General features: G+C 58.7%; 19 protein-coding genes and 2 pseudogenes. 7 read left to right on the plus strand and 14 right to left on the minus strand.

Annotation, left to right across the window (positions count from 1 at the left end; genetic code table 11):
* Positions 1 to 3 precede the first annotated feature (3 nt).
* The gene (gene folB, locus H8L67_RS10250) at positions 4 to 363 is read right to left on the minus strand and encodes a dihydroneopterin aldolase (protein WP_220379752.1); all 360 of its coding nucleotides are present in this window, start codon (positions 361 to 363) and stop codon (positions 4 to 6) included.
* Complete coding sequence (gene tsaD, locus H8L67_RS10255) at positions 360 to 1,409, minus strand: tRNA (adenosine(37)-N6)-threonylcarbamoyltransferase complex transferase subunit TsaD (RefSeq protein WP_220379753.1); 1,050 nt, start codon at positions 1,407 to 1,409, stop codon at positions 360 to 362. Before tsaD ends, folB begins: the two co-directional genes overlap by 4 nt.
* A 99-nt stretch (positions 1,410 to 1,508) precedes the next feature.
* Between tsaD and rpsU the strand changes: the two genes are divergently transcribed.
* The 4 genes from rpsU to H8L67_RS10275 all read left to right on the plus strand — a co-directional run bounded on the left by rpsU (position 1,509) and on the right by H8L67_RS10275 (position 5,018).
* Positions 1,509 to 1,724, plus strand: a complete 216-nt coding sequence (gene rpsU / locus H8L67_RS10260) for a 30S ribosomal protein S21 (RefSeq protein ID WP_220379754.1) — start codon at positions 1,509 to 1,511, stop codon at positions 1,722 to 1,724.
* Positions 1,725 to 1,803: 79 nt separating this feature from the next.
* Positions 1,804 to 2,247 (plus strand): GatB/YqeY domain-containing protein, encoded by a 444-nt coding sequence (locus H8L67_RS10265; protein WP_220379755.1) that lies wholly within the window; start codon positions 1,804 to 1,806, stop codon positions 2,245 to 2,247.
* 19 nt (positions 2,248 to 2,266) lie between these two features.
* The gene (dnaG, locus tag H8L67_RS10270) at positions 2,267 to 3,982 is read left to right on the plus strand and encodes a DNA primase (protein WP_220379756.1); all 1,716 of its coding nucleotides are present in this window, start codon (positions 2,267 to 2,269) and stop codon (positions 3,980 to 3,982) included.
* Complete coding sequence (locus tag H8L67_RS10275; protein WP_220379757.1) at positions 3,972 to 5,018, plus strand: YeiH family protein; 1,047 nt, start codon at positions 3,972 to 3,974, stop codon at positions 5,016 to 5,018. Before dnaG ends, H8L67_RS10275 begins: the two co-directional genes overlap by 11 nt.
* A 9-nt stretch (positions 5,019 to 5,027) precedes the next feature.
* Here the strand turns inward: H8L67_RS10275 and H8L67_RS10390 are convergent.
* From H8L67_RS10390 to H8L67_RS10300, 6 genes and pseudogenes are all read right to left on the minus strand, one after another.
* A pseudogene (locus H8L67_RS10390) lies at positions 5,028 to 5,114 on the minus strand (transposase); the annotation flags it as partial.
* A 639-nt stretch (positions 5,115 to 5,753) separates the two neighbouring features.
* Positions 5,754 to 5,867: pseudogene (locus tag H8L67_RS10280) on the minus strand (IS3 family transposase); the annotation flags it as partial.
* A 138-nt stretch (positions 5,868 to 6,005) separates the two neighbouring features.
* On the minus strand, positions 6,006 to 6,932 hold the full coding sequence (gene cyoE, locus H8L67_RS10285; RefSeq protein ID WP_220379758.1) for a heme o synthase: 927 nt from the start codon (positions 6,930 to 6,932) through the stop codon (positions 6,006 to 6,008).
* The gene (locus tag H8L67_RS10290; protein ID WP_220379759.1) at positions 6,929 to 8,161 is read right to left on the minus strand and encodes a COX15/CtaA family protein; all 1,233 of its coding nucleotides are present in this window, start codon (positions 8,159 to 8,161) and stop codon (positions 6,929 to 6,931) included. The genes cyoE and H8L67_RS10290 overlap by 4 nt, the downstream gene beginning before the upstream one ends.
* On the minus strand, positions 8,158 to 8,730 hold the full coding sequence (locus tag H8L67_RS10295) for a redox-active disulfide-containing membrane protein (RefSeq protein WP_220379760.1): 573 nt from the start codon (positions 8,728 to 8,730) through the stop codon (positions 8,158 to 8,160). Before H8L67_RS10295 ends, H8L67_RS10290 begins: the two co-directional genes overlap by 4 nt.
* Positions 8,727 to 9,443: an SURF1 family protein gene (locus H8L67_RS10300; RefSeq protein ID WP_220379761.1), complete on the minus strand. Its 717-nt coding sequence runs from the start codon at positions 9,441 to 9,443 to the stop codon at positions 8,727 to 8,729. Before H8L67_RS10300 ends, H8L67_RS10295 begins: the two co-directional genes overlap by 4 nt.
* A 63-nt stretch (positions 9,444 to 9,506) precedes the next feature.
* Between H8L67_RS10300 and H8L67_RS10305 the strand changes: the two genes are divergently transcribed.
* On the plus strand, positions 9,507 to 9,725 hold the full coding sequence (locus H8L67_RS10305) for a twin transmembrane helix small protein (RefSeq protein WP_220380821.1): 219 nt from the start codon (positions 9,507 to 9,509) through the stop codon (positions 9,723 to 9,725).
* 39 nt (positions 9,726 to 9,764) lie between these two features.
* Here the strand turns inward: H8L67_RS10305 and H8L67_RS10310 are convergent, their stop codons facing one another.
* The 5 genes from H8L67_RS10310 to coxB are packed head-to-tail and all read right to left on the minus strand — an operon-like array spanning position 9,765 to position 14,012.
* Positions 9,765 to 10,649: a cytochrome c oxidase subunit 3 gene (locus H8L67_RS10310; RefSeq protein ID WP_220379762.1), complete on the minus strand. Its 885-nt coding sequence runs from the start codon at positions 10,647 to 10,649 to the stop codon at positions 9,765 to 9,767.
* Positions 10,650 to 10,669: 20 nt separating this feature from the next.
* On the minus strand, positions 10,670 to 11,269 hold the full coding sequence (locus tag H8L67_RS10315) for a cytochrome c oxidase assembly protein (RefSeq protein ID WP_220379763.1): 600 nt from the start codon (positions 11,267 to 11,269) through the stop codon (positions 10,670 to 10,672).
* Complete coding sequence (locus H8L67_RS10320) at positions 11,259 to 11,396, minus strand: hypothetical protein (protein ID WP_220379764.1); 138 nt, start codon at positions 11,394 to 11,396, stop codon at positions 11,259 to 11,261. Before H8L67_RS10320 ends, H8L67_RS10315 begins: the two co-directional genes overlap by 11 nt.
* Before the next feature lie 10 nt (positions 11,397 to 11,406).
* Positions 11,407 to 13,032, minus strand: coding sequence for a cytochrome c oxidase subunit I (gene ctaD, locus H8L67_RS10325; protein ID WP_220379765.1), 1,626 nt, complete (start codon positions 13,030 to 13,032; stop codon positions 11,407 to 11,409).
* Between the two features lie 35 nt (positions 13,033 to 13,067).
* Complete coding sequence (gene coxB / locus H8L67_RS10330; RefSeq protein WP_434063404.1) at positions 13,068 to 14,012, minus strand: cytochrome c oxidase subunit II; 945 nt, start codon at positions 14,010 to 14,012, stop codon at positions 13,068 to 13,070.
* Between the two features lie 174 nt (positions 14,013 to 14,186).
* On the opposite strand from coxB, the gene putA reads away from it, so the two are divergent.
* On the plus strand, positions 14,187 to 17,387 hold the full coding sequence (putA, locus tag H8L67_RS10335; RefSeq protein WP_434063405.1) for a bifunctional proline dehydrogenase/L-glutamate gamma-semialdehyde dehydrogenase PutA: 3,201 nt from the start codon (positions 14,187 to 14,189) through the stop codon (positions 17,385 to 17,387).
* Between the two features lie 16 nt (positions 17,388 to 17,403).
* Here putA and H8L67_RS10340 read toward each other — a convergent pair whose 3' ends face one another.
* Positions 17,404 to 18,375, minus strand: coding sequence for an integron integrase (locus H8L67_RS10340; protein WP_305068571.1), 972 nt, complete (start codon positions 18,373 to 18,375; stop codon positions 17,404 to 17,406).
* A 264-nt stretch (positions 18,376 to 18,639) separates the two neighbouring features.
* Here H8L67_RS10340 and H8L67_RS10345 point away from each other — a divergent pair, with 264 nt between their 5' ends.
* The gene (locus H8L67_RS10345) at positions 18,640 to 19,695 is read left to right on the plus strand and encodes a restriction endonuclease (RefSeq protein WP_220379768.1); all 1,056 of its coding nucleotides are present in this window, start codon (positions 18,640 to 18,642) and stop codon (positions 19,693 to 19,695) included.
* The last annotated feature ends 802 nt before the right edge of the window (positions 19,696 to 20,497 follow it).

Below are 20,497 nucleotides of genomic sequence, written 5' to 3' on the forward strand. Positions count from 1 at the left end.
GGATCAGGGGTCGCGACTGCGTTCGATGCGCACACCTACAGCGCGCGCACCGCGCACTGCACCGGGCTTGCTCAATTTCAAGCGCACGCGTCGTACATCAAATTCGTTCAAGATGATTTCGGCGCAGCGTTCGGCCAAGGTTTCCACCAAACCGAAGCCGGTGGATTGCACATACTCAATCAGCCGTTTACTTACCGCCTTGTAGTTCAAGGTCAGCGCGATGTCATCGGCGGCCGCGGGGATGCGGTTGTCAAATTCCATTTCGATATCGAACGACAGCGTTTGACGCACGCGGCGTTCCCAATCGTAGATGCCGATCAGCGCGTCGATTTCCAAAGCTTCGATAAACACCACATCGGTCATGCGTGTGATCCTGTCACTGTGTCGAGCGTCGGCAATTCGGCCATGTCCCAGCGCGGCCGCACTTTCACTTGTGCATCCACCGACTCGCCGGCCTGCAAACGCAAGGCGCCCGCGAACGCGATCATCGCGCCGTTGTCGGTGCACAGTTCCGGCCTCGGAAAACACACCCGCCCGCCGCGTTTTGCCGCCATGGTTTGCAGCTGCTCGCGCAATTTTCGGTTGGCACCCACGCCGCCGGCAACCACCAGCGTGTCGCAGCCGGCGGCATCCAAGGCGCGTTCGCACTTGATGCGCAAGGTGTCGACCACCGCTTCTTCGAAGGCCAGCGCAATGTCGGCGCGGGTTTGATCGGATTGGTCGGAACCGCGCCAGGCCAACAGGACTTGCGTCTTCAGGCCGCTGAATGAGAAATCCAAGCCCGGCCGGTCGACCATGGGCCGCGAGAATTTGAACAGACCCGGCCGCCCGATGCCGGCCAACTTCGCCAACTGCGGCCCGCCCGGATACGGCAGGCCCATCAATTTGGCGGTCTTGTCGAAGGCTTCGCCCGCGGCATCGTCCAGGGTTTCGCCAAGCAAGCGGTAGTCGCCGATGCGGGCGACATGCACCAACTGGGTATGGCCGCCGGACACCAGCAGGGCGACAAACGGCGGTTCGGGCGGGTCGTCTTCCATCAGCGGTGCCAACAGATGCCCTTCCATGTGATGCACCGCCACCGCGGGAATCTCCAGCGCGAAGGCCAAGGCCCGCGCAAAGCCCGCGCCCACCATCAGCGCGCCCACCAAGCCCGGCCCGGCGGTATAGGCCACGCCGTCCAATTCGGTGGTGCTGAGCCCGGCTTCGCGCAAGGTTTCGCGCACCAGGGGCAGCAATTTGCGCACATGGTCGCGGCTGGCTAGCTCGGGCACCACCCCGCCGTAGGCGGCGTGCAGGTCGATCTGGCTATACACTTCATGCGCGCGCAGCCCCGCCGCGCCGCCGAATGCGGTGTCATACACCGCCACGCCGGTCTCATCGCAGGATGATTCGATTCCGAGTACTCGCATGGGCATAGATTACCCCCATTGCGCGCAGGGTTCGACCTGCGCTACCATATGCGGCTCACCCTCGACCGCCAGGTCGTGACTTCCTTTCAGAGATTCCACATGCCAGCCGTAAAAGTCCGCGAAAACGAACCGTTTGAATTTGCCCTGCGCCGCTTCAAGCGCACCTGCGAAAAGGCAGGCGTCCTTGCCGAAGTGCGCAAGCGCGAGTTCTACGAAAAGCCGACGCAGGAACGCAAGCGCAAAGCCGCCGCTGCAGTGAAGCGCCAAGCGCGCCGCACCTCGCGCGACGTCACCAAGCGCCAACGCATGTACTAAGCCGCGGTTGCGTGGCTTACAAAGCCGGCACGCGTTCGCGTCGCCGGCTTTTTGTGTTTTTAGACTCTGGAGAATCCGCATGTCCTTGAAGCAACAACTGACTGATGACATGAAAGCGGCGATGAAGAGCGGCGAAAAAGCCAAGCTCGGCGTCATCCGCCTGATCAATGCCGCGATCAAACAAAAAGAAGTCGACGAACGCATCGAACTCGACGACGCCGCTGTGCTCGCCGTGCTGGAAAAGATGGTGAAACAACGCCGCGATTCGATCAGCCAGTACGAAGCCGCCGCGCGCGAAGACCTCGCCGTGATTGAACGCGACGAACTCGCCATCATCGATACCTACTTGCCAGCCAAGATGGGCGAAGCGGAAATCGCCGCGGCCGTCGATGCCGCCATCGCCGAAACCGGCGCGAGCTCCGCCGCCGACATGGGTAAGTTGATGGGCGTCCTGAAACCGCGTCTCGCCGGCCAAGCCGACATGGCGCTCGTGTCAAAATGGGTCAAGCAGCGCCTGAGCTGAGCGGTATCGCCGGAGACTTGTGGGACGCATCCCCGACCAATTCATCGATGACTTGCTGGCACGCACGGACATCGTGGAAGTCGTGCAGGCCCGCGTCCCGCTGAAGAAAAAGGGCAACGAGTACACCGCTTGTTGCCCGTTCCATAACGAACGCTCGCCGTCGTTCTTCGTCTCACCTAACAAACAGTTCTATCACTGCTTCGGCTGCGGCGCGCATGGCACCGCGATCAGCTTTTTGATGAATTTTGATCGCTTGGAGTTTCTCGATGCGATCGACGAGCTGGCCAAACAGGCCGGTGTCGAAGTGCCGAAGGATACCCGGCAACAAAACCGCAACGCCGAAGCCGAACCCCTGTTCGGCGGATTGGATGCGGCCTCGCGTTTCTATCAAGCGCAACTCACCAGCAGCGATGTGGCGCGCCAATATCTCGCCGCTCGTGGCTTGAGCGCGTCCACCATTGAACGCTTCAACATCGGCTATGCCCCGGACAGCTTCGACGGATTGATGTCGCGGCTCGGCACCGACGCGCGACGCATGGAAGTGCTGGAAAAGGCCGGCATGTTTTCGCGCAACGACAACGGTCGCGTCTACGACAAATTCCGCCACCGCGTGATGTTCCCGATTCATGACCGCCGCGGCCGGGTGATCGGCTTCGGCGGACGTGTCTTGAGTGACGAGCAATCACCGAAATATTTGAACTCGCCGGAAACCCCGCTGTTCCATAAGGGGCGCGAGCTCTACGGTTTGTGGCAAGCCAAACAGGCCAACAACAAGCTCGACCGATTGTTGGTGGTCGAAGGCTATATGGACGTGGTGTCGTTGGCGCAGCACGGCATTGATTTCGCGGTGGCGACCTTGGGCACGGCGACCACGCCGGAGCATGCGGAGTTGTTGTTCCGCAACGCGCCAATTGCGGTCTTCAGTTTTGACGGTGACAGTGCCGGCCGACGCGCCGCGTGGAAGGCGGTGGAATCGGTATTGCCTGCGATGCGTGACGGACGCCGCGCGCAATTCCTGTTCCTGCCCGACGGCGAAGATCCCGACACCATCGTGCGCTCTGAAGGCGCAGCCGCATTCAATGCGCGTTTGGATGCCGCCACCGATTTGTCGGAGTTCTATTTCGCGCAACGCGCGCATGGCTTGTCGATGACCACCACCAGCGGCAAGGCCACGCTGTTGGACCGCTGCCGTGACGACATCGCAAAGATTCCCGATGGCGGATTCCGTGATGCCTTGGTCGCGCGCATCCACGAACTCACCGGCGTTGATCTTGGCAAGTCGCCGCAGGGCCAAGTCGCCGGTCAAAACGCCTCGATGCATGTGAAGCGTAGCTTGGTGCGTCATGCGATCAGCCTGCTGCTGCAGGATCCGAGTCTGGCACTCGATATTCCCGACCCGCGTGCGATTGAAGGTTTGGACGAACCCGGCGTGCCGCTATTGATCAGCTTGATTGAAACCATGCACGCGCGACCGCAACTCACCACCGGCGGTTTGCTGGAAGCCTTCGACGCGCACGGCGCGCATGGCTCGCTCACCACCTTGGCCGGCATCAGCTTGCCCGGCGATCACGACAGCTGGCTGGAAGAAATGGCCGGTGTGTTCGCCCAATTGGAAGGCCGCATGCGCAATCAACGCATCGACGCGTTGCGCGATCGACTCAGTGAATTGACCCAGGAAGAAAAAATGGAGCTCAGGGATTTGTTGGCAACGCGCGTGGCAAATCATGCAGGTTGACGCGCGGGCCAAGGCGGCCCAGCCGGAATGGAAACGCATTCTGCCGGGTGCGGCATTTGCCTTGATGATGGGCGCGGTCGGATTGTGGCTGGCGCGTTTAACCTTCTTTCAAAACCTGGGCTTATCGGCATTGCCGCTGGCGATTTTGTTGGGTCTGATCATTGGCAACAGCGGGCTGATCTCGAACGTTCCGGCCTTGAATCCGGGTTTGGAATTTGCCAAAGCCAAGCTGCTGCGCCTTGGCATCATTCTGTTCGGCTTCAAGCTCACCTTTCAGGACATCGCCCACGTCGGACTACCCGGCATTGCCATTGCGATCGCGATGGTGGCCAGCGTATTGGTCGTCACTTGGGTGCTCGGCAAATACCTGTTCAAGATGGATGACGAAACCACTTTGCTGGTGGGCACCGGCGCAGCCATTTGCGGCGCGGCCGCGGTGTTGGCTGCCGAGCCGGTGCTGAAAGCGAAATCGCACGCGGTGTCGGTGGCCGTCGCGACCGTCGTCGTGTTCGGCACGCTCGCCATGTTCCTGTATCCGCTGATCGGTCACGCCTTGGGCATGCAGCCCTACGCCTATGGCTTGTATGCCGGCAGCACCATCCATGAAGTGGCACAGGTGGTAGTGGCTGGTCGTGCGTTTGGCGAGGAAGCCGCCAATTACGCCGTGATTGAAAAAATGATTCGCGTGATTTTGCTGGCGCCGTTCTTGTTCGCGCTGTCGGCCTGGTTGCGCGCACGCACGCAAGCGACGACGCACACACGCACACCGCTGGTGATTCCTTGGTTTGCAGTGTTGTTCATGCTCGTGGGCGCGTTCAACTCATTGCACTTGCTGGACCCGGCTTGGGTGCAGGGCATTTTGCAATTCGACAATTGGATTCTGGCGGCGGCGATGGCGGCGCTTGGGGTGCGGACGCATTGGAGGTCGGTGAAGCAGGCGGGGGCAAAACCGTTGCTGCTTGCTACCAGTGTTTTCGTCTGGTTGATCGTTGGCGGCTACGCCATCAATACTTTGGTGCTGCTGTTGTTTGTTTGACCAAACAGGTCGGCACAGATCCTTGATCGGTACTCCTGTATCGGCTCGTTTGAGAATCGAGACGATTTGCGTCTCGGTGAATCGTGACTTCTTCACGGAACCTCCTGGGTGCAAATGTGCCAGAAAGTTCTAATTAACGGCTGTCTACTTTTTGGGGAGGCTCACGGCGGGACCTAGTGGATGTCGCGTGGGATACATCATTCTCTCAGAGTCCATCACTACCGTTGAAACGCATCTACTACCGGTATTTCCGGCTTGGAACATAATTCTTATTTCAACACTTTTTTTCTGGATAAACACTATTGGCGAAGATACTGTGCCGTGATCTGAAACGACGACAGATTTCTCTGCGCCTGGGAATTCTTTAAGAACCCAGGCCTCTTCTATACATTCGTTTTTGTTTATTCCTCTTAGAAAGGCGGTTCCTTTCGACCTGTTTTCGGCTACTAGAGAAATCTCAAGCGTTCCGTTGGAGTTTTTCCCAGTGTAGCTCTCTAAGGACCGGCGACCAGGGGCGCGCTCGAGTTGAAAGTTCAGTGGTGCCTCGGCGGCGACTGTGACTAGACTCGAAGGTGTTTGATCTGTAAAAACAACGATCATCTTTTTTAGAAGTGCTTCACGTCCGTCGATCTTCGAGTGATTGTTCATAGCCGAACATCCACTCACTAAAACTGCCAGCGCGAAAATTCCAGTGTGGACCGACCAGCTTTTCATAGACACTCAGGAACCGCTCTTCTAATAACGCCGTTCAAACTCTACAGGGGACAGTGCTCCAACGGAATCGTGTCGCCTAATCGGGTTGGAAAACATCTCGATGTAATCGAACACATTTGATCTCGCCATTTCACGGCGAGGGGATGCAGGGCATTTTGCAATTCGGCTATTGGATTTTGGCGAGAGCGCCTCATCCGCCCCCTTTGGGGGCACCTTCTCCACGTTGTGGAGAAGGGGAAAGCTGGACTTCTCTACGTCGTGGAGAAGGGATTATTAGGCTATGCGCATCCATTCCATGGTGGCGGCGGGGCGTAGCCAGGGGAGGAGCCAGTGGTCGGCGAGTAGGAAGGCGAACAGGGCCATCAGGTAAACGATGGAATAGTGGAAGACGCGCATGGCGAAGAATTCGTCGGGTGGGTTCAGCAGTTTCCATGCGTACCAGACGAACACGGCGCCGAGGATGAGCGCGCCGACCAGATAGAAGATGCCGCTCATGCCGGCCACCCAGGGCAGCAGGCTGACCACGAAGAGCAGCACGGTGTAGAGCAGGATTTGCCAACGGGTGTATTCGACGCCGTGGGTCACCGGCAGCATCGGCACCAGTGCGCGTGCGTAGTCGGCGCGGCGGAAAATGGCCAGGGCCCAAAAATGCGGCGGCGTCCAGACGAAGATGATCAGCACCAACAGCAGTGCGTGGGCCCAGTCCCATTGGCCTTGCATGCCGGTGATGGCCGACCAGCCGAGCAGCGGCGGTGCGGCGCCGGCGATTCCGCCGATGACGATGTTCTGCGGTGTCGCGTGTTTCAGCCAAGCGGTGTAGATGATGGCGTAGCCGATCATCGAGGCGAAGGTGAGCGCGGCACAGACCCAGTTCACACCGATGATCAACACCGCCATCGACAAGACCGCCAAGGCGATCGCGAAGGTCAGCACTTGTGCCGGCTTCAATGCGTGGGTCGGCAGCGGACGCCCTTTGGTGCGCGCCATTTTTTCGTCGATACGACGATCCAACAAATGGTTGATGGCGGCGGCGGATGCGGCCGCCAACCAAATGCCGAGCAATCCGAGCACCGCGAGCTTGGCTTCGGCGAAGGTCGGCAAACCGTCAATCGCGAGAAACACCCCGACGACGGCGGTGAACACTATCAGTGCCACCACGCGGGGTTTGGTGAGCGCCCAATAGCTTCGCCAATTGCTCATGCGTTTGCGTCTTCCTCAATCGGAGAACGAAGGCGTGCCAACAAGCTCACCAAGGCGAACAGCAGCAACGCCGCGACCCCATTGTGCGCAACCGCCACCTTCAACGGCAAGGCGAACACAACATTGGCGATGCCGAGGCACACTTGCGTGGTCACCAGCAAGGCGATGGCGCTGCCCCAGCCGCGCATGCCGGGCAAGCGGATGAACTTCACCGCCAACACCCACATGTAAATGAAGACTGCCAATGCCATCACGCGGTGCACGAGTTGGATGCCGATGCGCGACGCCCCGTCCAGCACACCGCCTTCGTAGTCCACGCCGACGCCGCGCCAAAGCACGAAGCCCTCACGGAAGTTGGCATCCGGCCACCACTGCCCCGCGCACTTGGGGAAATACGCCATCGATTTGCCTGCCCCGCAAGACAGCGCGGCATAGTTCGAACTGGTCCAACCGCCGAGCGCGATTTGCACCGCGAGCAATGCCAAGCCGACCATCACCCAAACACGGATGCGTTGCGAGTCGACCAGATTGATCGGCACATTGGTGGCACGCCAAGCCATCCACACCAGCAAGGCGAAGGTGGTGAAGCCGCCCAACAAATGGCCCATGACCACGATCGGTTTCAACAACCAAGTGACCGTCCACATGCCGAGCAAGGCCTGCACGATGATCATTGCCAAGGTCAGCACGGCCACGCGCGAGAGGTCGCTGTTCGACCACCGCCATGCCGCGAACAACAACACCAACTCACCGATGGCCGCCAAGACCGCCGCGCCTTCAAACCACGGCAGCGATTCGGGCGACAAGCGCACCAAAGGCGTCAGCGCATCGATCTGCGCGCCCTTCATATAGGCAAAAATCGACACCGCCACTAAAGCAGCAGCACCGACCACCTGCATCACGCCCTTCGCACGCTTGCGTACGGCGCCGAGTGCCAGCAAGAACACCAGCAAGCCCAAAGTGCCGGCCAATTGGCGGTGCACTTGTTCACGCCAGGCACGCGTGTTGTCGAACTCGCGAATATGCGAGGCGGCGTGCGACGAAGCATCCGCAATCGTCTTCGGCCATGTGGCCTGGCCGTAACAGGTCGGCCAATCCGGGCAGCTGAGGCCTGCATTGGAGAGGCGCACGAAGGCACCGAACACGATCACGCAGAACGCGAGGATGACCGCAAACCAAGCCAGTCGATGGAAGTGGCGCGAGACCACCGGAACAAGAGGACGACTCATCGCAGTTTCAACAGTCTTGAAAGGTCGGTACGGATATCACCGGGATCCGTGCCCGGCTTGTAACGCAGAACGACGAACCCGTTGGGATCGAGAATATAGGTCACCGGGCCGGCCGGATCGTTGGCGCGCGGCAGTTTTGCCAGCAACGCCGGATCAGCTTGCAAGGCGCGCGGATGGCTGGCTGCCGGTGCGCCTTCCGGCACAGCTGCCCACCACAACAAGTCCACGCGCGGCGCATCCTTGCCGAGAATTTGCCACAGGGTGTCGAGCTGGTTCGCCAAGGCGGTGCACTTGTCCGCGCAGTTGTCGGACGGCACCACCAAAATGCGCCATTTGCGTTCGATCGGATTCCACGGATAGGCCGTGCCATCCGCCAACTTCGGTTGCAGCAAATGTGCATCCACCGCCGGCTGCAGCAATTCGCCCTTGGCTTTCAAGCCTTCAGGACGCCAGCCCGAATAGCGCAGAATGCCGGCCAGCAAGAAGCTGCCGAGAAAGGCCACTGCAACGATGGTGAGCGTGCGTTTGTTGCGCGCCGTGGTGGTGAGGCGAGGTTCTTGCGAGTTCATTTCTTTCGGGCCCTCAGGCTCAATAGCAGCGTGATCACGAAAATGGCCGCGGCCATGGCGAACCACTGCACCGCATAGGCGAAGTGTTTCTCGGGCGGCATCGTGGTCGGGAAAACGTGGAAATCGCGCTTGCCGCCGACCTTCAGGGCCGGATCGAGTCGCATCACGCGCGGTGCAACGGGGGTATTCCCCAAGGCTTGCTTCAAGGAACGCGCGTCGATGCGCGTCACCACCGTCACGCCGTTGCCCTTTTGTACTTGGTCGGCAACCAATCCGCCGGAGGGCGGTGGCATCAACAGGCCTTGCACCTCGAGCTGCGCGGGCAGCAGCGGTTTCGGCATGATGCGATTGGGGCCCAACGGATACCAACCGAAATCCAGCATCACACTGCGTCCGGAAGCATCGACCGCACAGGGCGCGAACGCACGGATGCCCGGCTGGCCGTCATTCAATTGGTTGTCGAGCATCACCACGTGGCGGCCATCCAGCAAACAGCTGCCGACTGCCCAATCGAAGGCTTGCATACGATCTGGTGCAAACGCGACGGCCAAGGGCTGCGCCTTGCGCGCGTCGATTTGGGCCTGGACTTGCGCAAACAAGGCCTCTTTCTCGGCCTTGCGATGCAACTGCCACACGCCCAAGCGCACGAACAGCGCCATGACCACCGCAGCCAGCAGCCAATACTTCCAAAACCGGCGCAATGTTGGTGTCATCACTTACATCCCAAGCGGGCGAATTGCGATAATCGGGGATTGAACCCCTTGAGTACCCAAACCATGAACCCGTCTTTGAAGCTGGTGTTGATCGTCGGATTCCTCATCGTGATCCTTTGGAATCTCGGCGCGGGTCTGTACTACATGCTGACTGACAAGGGTCAGTCCAAACGCACCGTCAATGCGCTGACGCGCCGCATTGCATTCTCGGTGGCGATGATTCTGCTGGTGATCCTTGCCATTTACATGGGTTGGATCACCCCGCACGGTGTGGGCGGCTAACCGCCCCACCCTGTTTCAACAATCGCTGATGCGCTTCGCTTACAAGACGTAAACGAAGATGAAGAGCATCAACCAAACGACGTCCACAAAGTGCCAGTACCACGCGACGGCTTCAAAGCCGAAGTGGTCGTCACGGCTGAAGTGACCGCGCAAGCAACGGAACCAAATCACGATCAGCATCACCGTGCCGAGGGTCACGTGCAGACCGTGGAAGCCGGTGAGCATGAAGAAGGTGGAGCCGTAGATACCCGAGCTGAGCTTCAGATTGAGCTCGCTATAGGCATGCATGTATTCCTCAGCTTGGAAGAACAAGAACGTGCAGCCCAACAGGATGGTGAGACCCAGGAACACCAACAAGGTTTGGCGCTGACCGGCCTTCAGAGCGTGGTGCGCGATGGTGATGGTGACACCCGAGGTCAACAGAATCAGCGTATTCAACAACGGTAGGCCCCAAGCGCCGACCGTTTGGAAATGGCCGCCGATCGAGAGCGGACCATTGGCCGGCCAGCCGCCGGTGTAACCGTTGTACAGCAGGTCGTTGGTCAACACGCCGTGGCCTTCACCGGCCAACCACGGCAACGCGTATTGGCGGGTGTAGAACAAAGCGCCGAAAAACGCGGCAAAGAACATGATTTCCGAGAAGATGAACCAGACCATGCCCATGCGGAACGAAGTGTCCACTTGGCGGTTGTAGAAACCACGCACCGATTCGCCAACGACGTCGGCAAACCACTTAAACATGACGATCGCGAGGAAGGCGAGGCCGACATAGAACACCGGCTTGCCGAACGAGGCTTCGTTCAACATGGTTGCGAAGCCGAACATCGTCACGAACAGCGCCACCGACGCCACGATCGGCCAACGGCTCGAATGCGGAACGAAGTAGCGTTCGGAAGGGTTTGAGTGTGCGTGGGCTTCAGCCATGGCGATATCTCAATTCAAAATCAAGGGGCGGTATGCGCCGTTGAGGGCAACTTGCCCGCGGCCGCATGGCGCACGGATTCCGTCAACGAATCATTTTGATAAAACACGTAGGACAGGGTCAGCGTTTTCACATCCGCCGGCAAGGCGGGATCAACGATGAAGCGCACAGGCATGTCCTTGATTTCGCCTGCGGCCAGTTTTTGTTCGGTGAAACAGAAGCACTCGGTCTTGTTGAAGTAACCCGAACCGCGTGCCGGCTCGACGGAAGGCACGGCATTGCCGACCACAACCGCGTTGCTGATGTTCTTCGCGAAATAGCTGGTTTCGTATTGCTTGCCGACCTGCACCTTCATCGAACGGGTGTTCGGATGGAAGCTCCAGGGCAACTTCGAATTGACCACGCCGTCGAATTCGACGGTGATCCAACGATTGGGGTCGGCCGCTTCTTTCGCCTTCGCACCCGTGGCCGGACCTTGGTCGACTTTCACGCCAAACACTTTTTCACAAGCGACCCGATACAGCGGCACCAGCGAGAAGGTGAAAGCAAAGGCCAGCGCCACCACGATCAGCAACTTGCCCAGGCCGCGAGTATTGGCTTTGGGTTGCGGATCAGTGGGCACGGCCGATGACTCCGCTCAAGATGAAGGCCGCATAGATCGCTGCGGCGACCAGACCGATCCACAGCGCGGTACGCCGGGCGCGTTTGCGTCCGGCTTCCACGACTGCGTTGTCGGTGCGGTCATCCATTCGAATCGACTCAGTGCGTGATGTCGTCGTGGGCGAGATCGCCCGCCTTCAACACCGGCGGCACTTCGAAGGTGTGGTGCGGTGCCGGCGACGGCACAGTCCATTCCAGACCCTTGGCACCTTCCCAAGCGCGCGGCAAAGCCTTTTCACCGGTCTTGAGCGAACGCCACAAGATGAAGGCCATCAAGAACGGCGTCACGAACATGCCGAAGGCACCGATCGAGCTGATGAAGTTCCAGTCGGCAAACACCACGTTGTAGTCCGGGATACGACGCGGCATGCCGGCAAGGCCGAGGAAGTGTTGCGGGAAGAACAGCAGGTTGACGAACACCATGGTCCACCAGAAGTGGAACTTGCCGAGACGCTCGCTATACATGCGACCCGTCCACTTCGGCCACCAGTAATAGGTCGCGGCGATGATCGAGAACAAGGCACCGGTCACCAACACATAGTGGAAGTGCGCCACCACGAAGTAGGTGTCGTGGTATTGGAAGTCGGCCGGCACCAGCGCCAACATCAGGCCGGAGAAACCGCCGATGGTGAACAGGAACACGAAACCGATCGCCCACAACATCGGGGTTTCGAACGTGAGCGAGCCTTTCCACATCGTGCTGACCCAGTTGAAGACCTTCACGCCGGTGGGCACGGAGATCAACATGGTGGCGAGCATGAAGTAGATTTCGCCACCCAGCGGCATGCCGACGGCGAACATGTGGTGGGCCCACACGATGAAGGACAGGAACGCGATCGCGGCGGTCGCGTACACCATCGCCTGATAACCGAACAGCGGCTTGCGGCTGAAGGTCGGCAGGATTTCGCTGACCACACCGAAGGCCGGCAGGATCATGATGTACACCTCGGGGTGACCGAAGAACCAGAAGATGTGCTGGTACATGACCGGGTCACCGCCACCGGCGGCGTTGAAGAAGGTGGTGCCGAAGAACTTGTCGGTCAGCAACATGGTGACCGCACCGGCCAAGACCGGCATCACGGCAATCAACAGGAACGCGGTGATCAGCCAGGTCCAAGCGAAGATCGGCATCTTCAACAGATCAACGCCCGGCGCGCGCATGTTGAGCACGGTGGCGATGATGTTGATGGCGCCCATGATCGAGCTGATACCCATCATGTGCACGGCGAACACGGCGAACGCCACGTTGGCGCCACCTTGCAGGAACAACGGCGGATACATGGTCCAACCACCGGCCGGCGCACCGCCCGGGAGGAACAAGGTGATCAGCAGCATCGCGAACGCGAACGGCATGATCCAGAACGAGTAGTTGTTCATGCGCGGCATCGCCATGTCAGGCGCGCCGATTTGCAACGGAATCATCCAGTTGGCCAGACCGACAAATGCCGGCATCACGCCACCGAAGATCATGACCAGTGCATGCACCGTGGTCATTTGGTTGAAGAACTCCGGCCCGCCCGGCAACTGCAAGCCCGGCTTCATCAGTTCGTAGCGGATCAGCACCGACATCGCGGCGCCGATGATGAACATGATGAAGGAGAAGATCAGGTACAGCGTACCGATGTCTTTATGGTTGGTCGAAAAGAACCAACGTTCGGCGAACGACTGCTTGTGACCATGGTGGTCATCATGGTGTGTATCGAGGTGGGGGTGCGTAACGGACATGTGTCTCTCTCTCGAAATCGGCTGCGCGCGAACGCTCAGCCCTTGGCAGCCGCAGCGGTCGCAGCGGTTTCGGTGGATTCGGCAGGCGCTGCCGCCGGGTCGGCCGGTGTCTCACTGGCAACCGGCGCAGCGGCAGCCGGTGCGGCGTCCTTCGCTTCCGCGGCTTTCTGCGCTTGGCGCTGGTCGTACAACCACGCTTGGAATTCCGCCATCGGCACGGCTTTCACAACGATCGGCATGAAGCCGTGGTCCTTGCCGCACAGTTCAGCGCACTGGCCGCGGTACACGCCCGGCTTTTCGATGATGGTCCATGCACCGTTCACGGTGCCCGGGTTGGCGTCTTGCTTGAAGCCCAGCGCCGGCACCCACCAGGAGTGGATTACGTCATCCGAGGTGATCATGAAGCGGACCTTGGCGCCGACCGGCAGCACCAACGGATTGTCGACGTCCAGCAGGTAGTGGGCGTGGTCGGCTTCGGTCGGCGACTTGCCCGACTGACGCAGTTCGTCCGACTTACGATCCAAACGGCTGGTGTAAGCCACGCCTTGATCGAGGTATTCGTACTTCCACATCCATTGATAACCGGTGACGCGCACGGTCAGCTGGGAATCGCGGGTGTCGTAGATCTTGATCAGGTTTTTGACCGCGGGGATGGTCAGCACGATCAGGATGATCACCGGAATGACCGTCCAAATGATTTCAGCCTTGGTGTTATGGCTGAACTGCGAGGCGACGGCGCCCTTCGAGCGACGGAACTTGAACATGGCGTAGAACATCGCGCCGAACACGATCACACCGATGACGACACAGACCCACAGGCCCCACATATGGGTGATGTAGGCGTTATGTGCGGTCGAAGTGACGCCTTTACCCATGTTCAGCTGCCAACGGACCGGATCGGCCGGGCCGGCCAGCGCGGCCAAGGGCGTCAGCGCGGCGAGCGCCAAGGCGGAAAGTTGCATCCAACGCGATTGCTTCATTTAGAACCCCGTGACCACAGTCGGACACCCGACTACGGAAATCTGGCAATAGGAAATAACGGGCACCGGCTAGCCGGAAGCCCGCGAAACACCCAACATGGTAAATCGGCGATGGGCATAGGGGCAAGCATTAAGGTTCTCCTCGAACCTGTACAGGCCGTTCCGGCTGTAACATTGGGCCTCCGTATTCACCTTGATAGAACCCTGTCAGTGACCGACCTGCTCACCCCAGAATTGCAACCGGTTCCGTCGCCCTTGCGGCATGCCATCACCCAAGCGTGGTGGCGGGACGAAGCCGACCATGTCCGCCAAATGCTCGGCGAAGCCCGCCAAAGTGATGCTGCCCGGCAGACCATTGCCGCCACCGCCGCCGATTTGGTACGTCGCGTACGTGCCCGCGCCAGCGACCAATCCACCGTCGAAGCCTTCATGCGCCAATACGATCTGGGCAGCGAAGAAGGCGTGCTGTTGATGTGCGTGGCCGAAGCCCTGCTGCGGATTCCGGACCAAGGCACGGCCGATGCACTGATTCGTGACAAATTGGGTGAAGCCAACTGGCGCCGCCACCTCGGCCAGTCCGATTCGATTCTGGTGAATGCCTCGACCTGGGGCCTGATGCTGACCGGCAAGCTGGTCAATCTCTCCGACGACACCCAGCGCGACGTGCACGGCGCCTTCGGTCGCTTGGTCGGCAAATTGGGTGAGCCGGTGATCCGTACCGCGGTGCGCCAAGCCATGAAGATCATGGGCCATCAATTTGTGATGGGCCGGACCATTGACGAAGCCCTGACCCGCTCGCGCAAAGGCATTCATGGCGCCTACCGCTATTCGTTCGACATGCTCGGCGAAGGCGCACTCACCACCAAAGATGCGCTGCGCTATTTGGAAGCCTATCGCCAAGCGATTCACGCCATCGGCCGCAGCGGTCCGTTTGAAGATGTGTTTGCGGCGCCGAGTATTTCGGTGAAGTTGTCGGCGTTGCATCCGCGCTATGAACACGCCAAACGCGAACGCGTCATGGCCGAACTCGCACCGCGCGTGCTGGAATTGGCGCAATTAGCCAAGTCTTACGGCATCGGTTACACCATTGACGCGGAAGAAACCAATCGTCTTGAGCTCTCATTGGATTTGATTGAAGCCGTGTTCTCCGACCGCTCGTTGGATGGCTGGGAAGGCTTTGGTCTCGCGGTGCAGTCGTATCAAAAACGCTGTCCGTTTGTGATTGATTATTTAGCCGACCTCGGCCGCCGCGTCGGTCGCAAGATTCCGGTGCGTTTGGTGAAAGGCGCTTATTGGGACGCCGAAATCAAAGCCGCACAGATGGAAGGGCAAAGCAACTATCCCCTCTTCACCCGCAAGCCGAACACCGACGTCAGCTACCAAGCCAACGCCCGCCGCATGTTCGACGCCAGCGACGCCTTGTATCCGATGTTCGCCACGCATAACGCACAAACAATTGCGGCGATTCACCAGATGTCGGAAGGCCGTTGTTTCGAATTCCAAAAATTGCACGGCATGGGTGACGATCTGTATGCGGAAGTGATTCCGGAAGATCGTTTGAACACCGCCTGCCGCGTCTATGCACCGGTCGGCTCGCATGAAGACCTGCTGCCCTATCTCGTGCGTCGCCTGTTGGAAAACGGCGCGAACTCGAGCTTCGTCAATCGCATCACCGATGAAAGCGTCCCTGTCGAAGATTTGGTACAGGACCCGCTCGACGTCGTCGCTTCTTTTGAATCCATTCCGCATCCACGCATTCCCTTGCCGCGTGACCTCTACCGCAACCAAGGCCAAGACCGGGACAACTCCATGGGCATCAACCTCGCCAACGACAACGAACTGCGCGCACTGGCAGACCACATGAACGCCGCAGGCAGCGGCGATTGGACCGCCATTCCGCTGGTGCCCGGTGCCAGCGCCGTGGGCGACAGCATCGCCGTGACCAACCCCGCCGACCGTCGCGAAGTGGTCGGCCACTGGAAAGCCGCCGACAGCGCCACGGTTGAACGCGCCTTGGCCAATGCCGTTGCCGCGCAACCGGGCTGGGATGCCACACCGGTGGACGTGCGCGCCAAAGCCTTGGAACGCGCCGCGACTTTGCTGGAAGAACGCATGCCCGACTTCATGGCGATGTGCACCAAAGAAGCCGGCAAGACCATTCCCGATGGCATTGCCGAAGTGCGTGAAGCCGTGGATTTCCTGCGTTATTACGCCCACGAAGCGCGCAAACATTTCGTGGTGGAACAACTGCCGGGGCCGACCGGTGAAGCCAACTCGCTGCAATTGGCGGGCCGCGGTGTCTTCGCTTGTATTTCGCCTTGGAACTTCCCGCTCGCCATTTTCATCGGACAGATTGCCGCGGCATTGGCTGCCGGCAATAGCGTGATTGCGAAGCCCGCCGAGCAAACCAACTTGGTCGGCTATGCCGCGGTGAAGTTGATGCACGAAGCCGGCGTGCCGGTGGACGTGCTGCAATTCGTGCCGGGTGACGGCGCGACCGTCGGCGCCGCCCTCACCGCCGACCCGCGTGTGGCGGGCGTCTGCTTCACCGGCTCGACCGATACCGCGCGCCTCATCAACCGCGCACTGGCCGCACGTGATGCCGGACCGATTGCCACTTTGATTGCCGAAACCGGCGGCCAAAACGCGATGATCGCCGACTCCTCTTCATTGCCGGAACAAGTGGTGAAAGACGCCATGGGTTCGGCCTTCACCTCTGCCGGCCAACGCTGCTCTGCAGCACGCGTGCTGCTGGTGCAAGAAGACATTGCCGACAAGGTGATCTCAATGCTGGCCGGCGCCATGGCTGAATTGAAAGTGGGTAACCCGGGATTGCTGTCGACCGACGTCGGCCCGGTGATTGATAACGACGCGAAATGCCTGCTGGACGACCACGCCACGCGCATGAGCAGCGCGAGCGCCAAACACATTGCCACTGCACAAATGGATGCCGACGACACCGCGCACGGCAACTTCTTCGCACCTGTGGCTTGGGAGTTGGCATCGATTGACCAACTCACCCGCGAAAACTTCGGCCCGGCATTGCATGTGATTCGTTGGAAGGCCGATGAACTCGACCACGTGGTGGACACCATCAACGCCACCGGATTCGGTTTAACGCTGGGTATCCATTCGCGCATCGATGCCACCATCGAACGTATCGTGAGCCGCGCCAAGGTTGGCAACATTTATGTCAACCGCAACCAGATTGGTGCAGTGGTGGGCGTGCAACCGTTCGGTGGCCAGGGCTTGTCGGGCACCGGTCCGAAAGCGGGTGGCCCCCACTACTTGCCGCGCTTTGCGACGGAGAAGACGGTTACGGTGAATACGACGGCCGCGGGTGGGAATGCGAGTTTGTTGACGTTGGGGGATTGAGGAGCCTGTCGGCACCTCAAATATCCAAGGGACTTCGCACCGCCAAGGGACCGCGACCGAGTACATGCGTATAGATTTGCGTCGTGGCTAGGTCTTTGTGCCCTAGCAACTCCTGAACGGTGCGAATGTCGTGCCCGCTTTCCAACAAATGCGTCGCAAAGGCATGCCGCATGGAATGGCAACTGGCGGGCTTGTCGATCTTCGTCTCGGATAAGGCGCGCTTGAACGCGCGTTGCATACTGGTTTCATGCAGGTGATGACGGCGAATTTCTCCCGTTTCGATATCGGGCGCCAACCGATCAGCACAGAAAACAAACTGCCACGCAAGATCTCTGGACGCGTTTGCGTACTTTCTTGCTAAGGCGTGCGGCAAGTACACCCCGCCGAATCCTGCAGCACAATCCTTTGCGTGCGTCAGACGAACCTGCTCGATCTGCGCCTTGAGATGCGGAACTAGTGTCGCCGGCAACGGCACCCGCCGGTCTTTGCCGCCCTTGCCGTTCCTTACGCGAATTTCATTGAGCGCGAAATCCACGTCCTTCACCCGCAAGCGCAAGCCTTCCAACAGACGCATGCCCGTGCCGTAGAGCAACGAACCCAGCAACCAGTGCGTGCCTTCCAACTTGCCGAGAATTTGCCTCACCTCCTCGCGGGACAGAACCACCGGCAGCCGCTTTTGCTGACGCGCCCGAACGAAACCCTCCATCCATGGCAACGGCATGCCCAAGACGACTCGATACAAGAACAGCAACGCGCAAAGCGCCTGATTCTGCGTGCTTGGCGCAACCTGCCCCTTGACGACCAAGTAGGTGAGAAACGCGCGTACCTCTGCCTCTCCCATCGTGACCGGATGCCGCAGACCGTTAAAGCGGATGAACTTCTCAATCCAGACGAGATAGGCTTCATTCGTCCGCTTGCTGTAGTTGCGGCGCTTCAACTCCCACCGCACCTGGTCCAAAAGCCGCGGCGGCCGCGCGCCCGCATTGATCTCAGGAACCACTGGCTGCGCAGCATAATGCCCTGGATTTCGATTTAGACTGCGATATGCATCGTTTGCCATACAAAAACTCGTTTTGTCGTATAACAATACGAGTGAGCAATGGCGCCGAATATTGGAATGCGGGGAAATATGGGTAAGAAAAGTACGATTTTGAGTATCGGCTTAGCTGACGGCTTTCGGCTTACCCTGCTTTCCTCTGTCTAAATAGAAGTTAGGCTTTTTTTTGAGACATAACGGTAACTCGGGGGATCCATGTCTAAGGAAACAAAACTGTATCTGACGCGCGCAGGAAAGCTTGGAGAGGATGAAGAGCTGGCTCTCGACAACGACCTTTCCATTATTGGTTTCCGCGATATTCCATCTCTCGAATCTTGCAACGACTACGACTCCGTATTTAAGATCGTAGAAGCTCAAATGCCTGGCGCAAAACCTAGGGCTATTGGAAATCGAGCCGGACAACTTTGGGCATTTTCTGTGGCAATGAAGGAGGGAGACCTCGTTGTCATGCCAAGAAAACTCACATCTCAAATCGCCATAGGTCGCGTAGCAGGAAGTTATTCATATCGTGAAATTAATGGGGAGCTTCGACATTTGCGGCCCGTCAAGTGGATTCGCCCGGATGCCCCGCGTACTGCCTTTGAGCAAGACTTACTCCACTCTCTCGGCGCGTTTATGACGGTCTGCAACATTTCCCGTAATGACGCTGAAAGACGCGTAGAGAGCATACTGTCTGGAAAACCCGACCCCGGTCTTTCACTGTCCATTGCTCGCACTAAAATAACGCATCCAATAGCACAACCCGTTGATACAGAAGAAAATTTGGATCTTGCGCAAGTCGCGCATGATCAAATCGTTGCACACATACAGACTCGATTCGCTGGTCATGCACTCGCAAATCTTGTTGACGCTGTCCTTAAAGCTGATGGCTGGGTTACAAAGGTTTCTCCACCCGGAGCTGATGGCGGCGTTGATGTTCTAGGTGGGCGCGGCCCACTCGGTCTTGATAACCCAAGACTTTGCGTACAAGTCAAATCTCAGAATAGTCCCGCAGATGTAACGGTTTATCGAACCCTACAAGGGACAATGCAAATATTTAAAGCGGATCAAGGCCTGCTCGTTTGTTGGGGTGGATTTAACAAAGCCGTTTTATCCGAAGCTAAACAAGGTCATTTTGCAGTAAGGCTTTGGGATAGCCGAGATTTGGTCGAAGCCATTTACCGCACATACGAGTCACTTCCGGCAGAAATTCAAGCTGATTTGCCACTTAAACGAGCATGGATGCTTGTCCAAGAATCTACTGAATCTTAGCTAGGCAAAAAAGCCTAACTACTCGTTCAAGCCGACGCCGCTTCGTGGCACGGTTTTGGGCTTTCCGCTACGCTAGCCCAAAACCGCACCACTCTCGGCGCGGCTTAACTCAGGTGTTAGAGCTCACAATGGTCCCCTTTCGCATTGCGCGCGGCCTTGGTTCCGCGCTGGTATTTCAAACAGCTCTATTCATTGCGACGCCATCTGCAGCAAACGCGCAGTCGAGTTTGACCATTACTAGTATCGCGTTCGGCTCGCCGTCCGACGTGAACCTGTCACGCGTGAAACCATCTGAGATCAACAATACGCTGTTGTGGTCGCACAAAGAAAATGGAGAATGGGTCGCGCGAGGCACCATTAGTCACTCGCCATACGAACACCTGTCCGAATCGAAAGCTCGCGCAATCAGACGAAATAATCGCCTATTGATCTGCCTACACATTCCGCGTATTCCTGAGTCTAGAATGCCCCACCTTGGCAGAGGGGAGGGATATTCCACCTCGGTCGCGTTTCGTCCAGTAGAGATTTCAGTTGCAGGACTAACGAGCAAGCCTAAGAATTCTGAGCTGAATTTGTACTGTGAGCTCTAACAGTTCGTTCAACCCGACATACCTCCGTGGCACGTGACTGAGGCTTTGCGCTACGCTAGCCTCAGTCCCGCACCACTACGGCATGCGGGTTAACTCAGGCGTTAGACACCCCAGTAGCTGTCCCGCAACCGGAGATCGAGAATGAAGATTCTGCACTCACTCATGCTCACAGTCGCAGTTGTCGCAGTTCCAAGTCTCGCGAAGTCGAAGCA

The organism is Lysobacter soyae, from assembly GCF_019551435.1.
In the GTDB taxonomy this organism is placed as follows: Bacteria; Pseudomonadota; Gammaproteobacteria; order Xanthomonadales; family Xanthomonadaceae; genus Solilutibacter; species Solilutibacter soyae.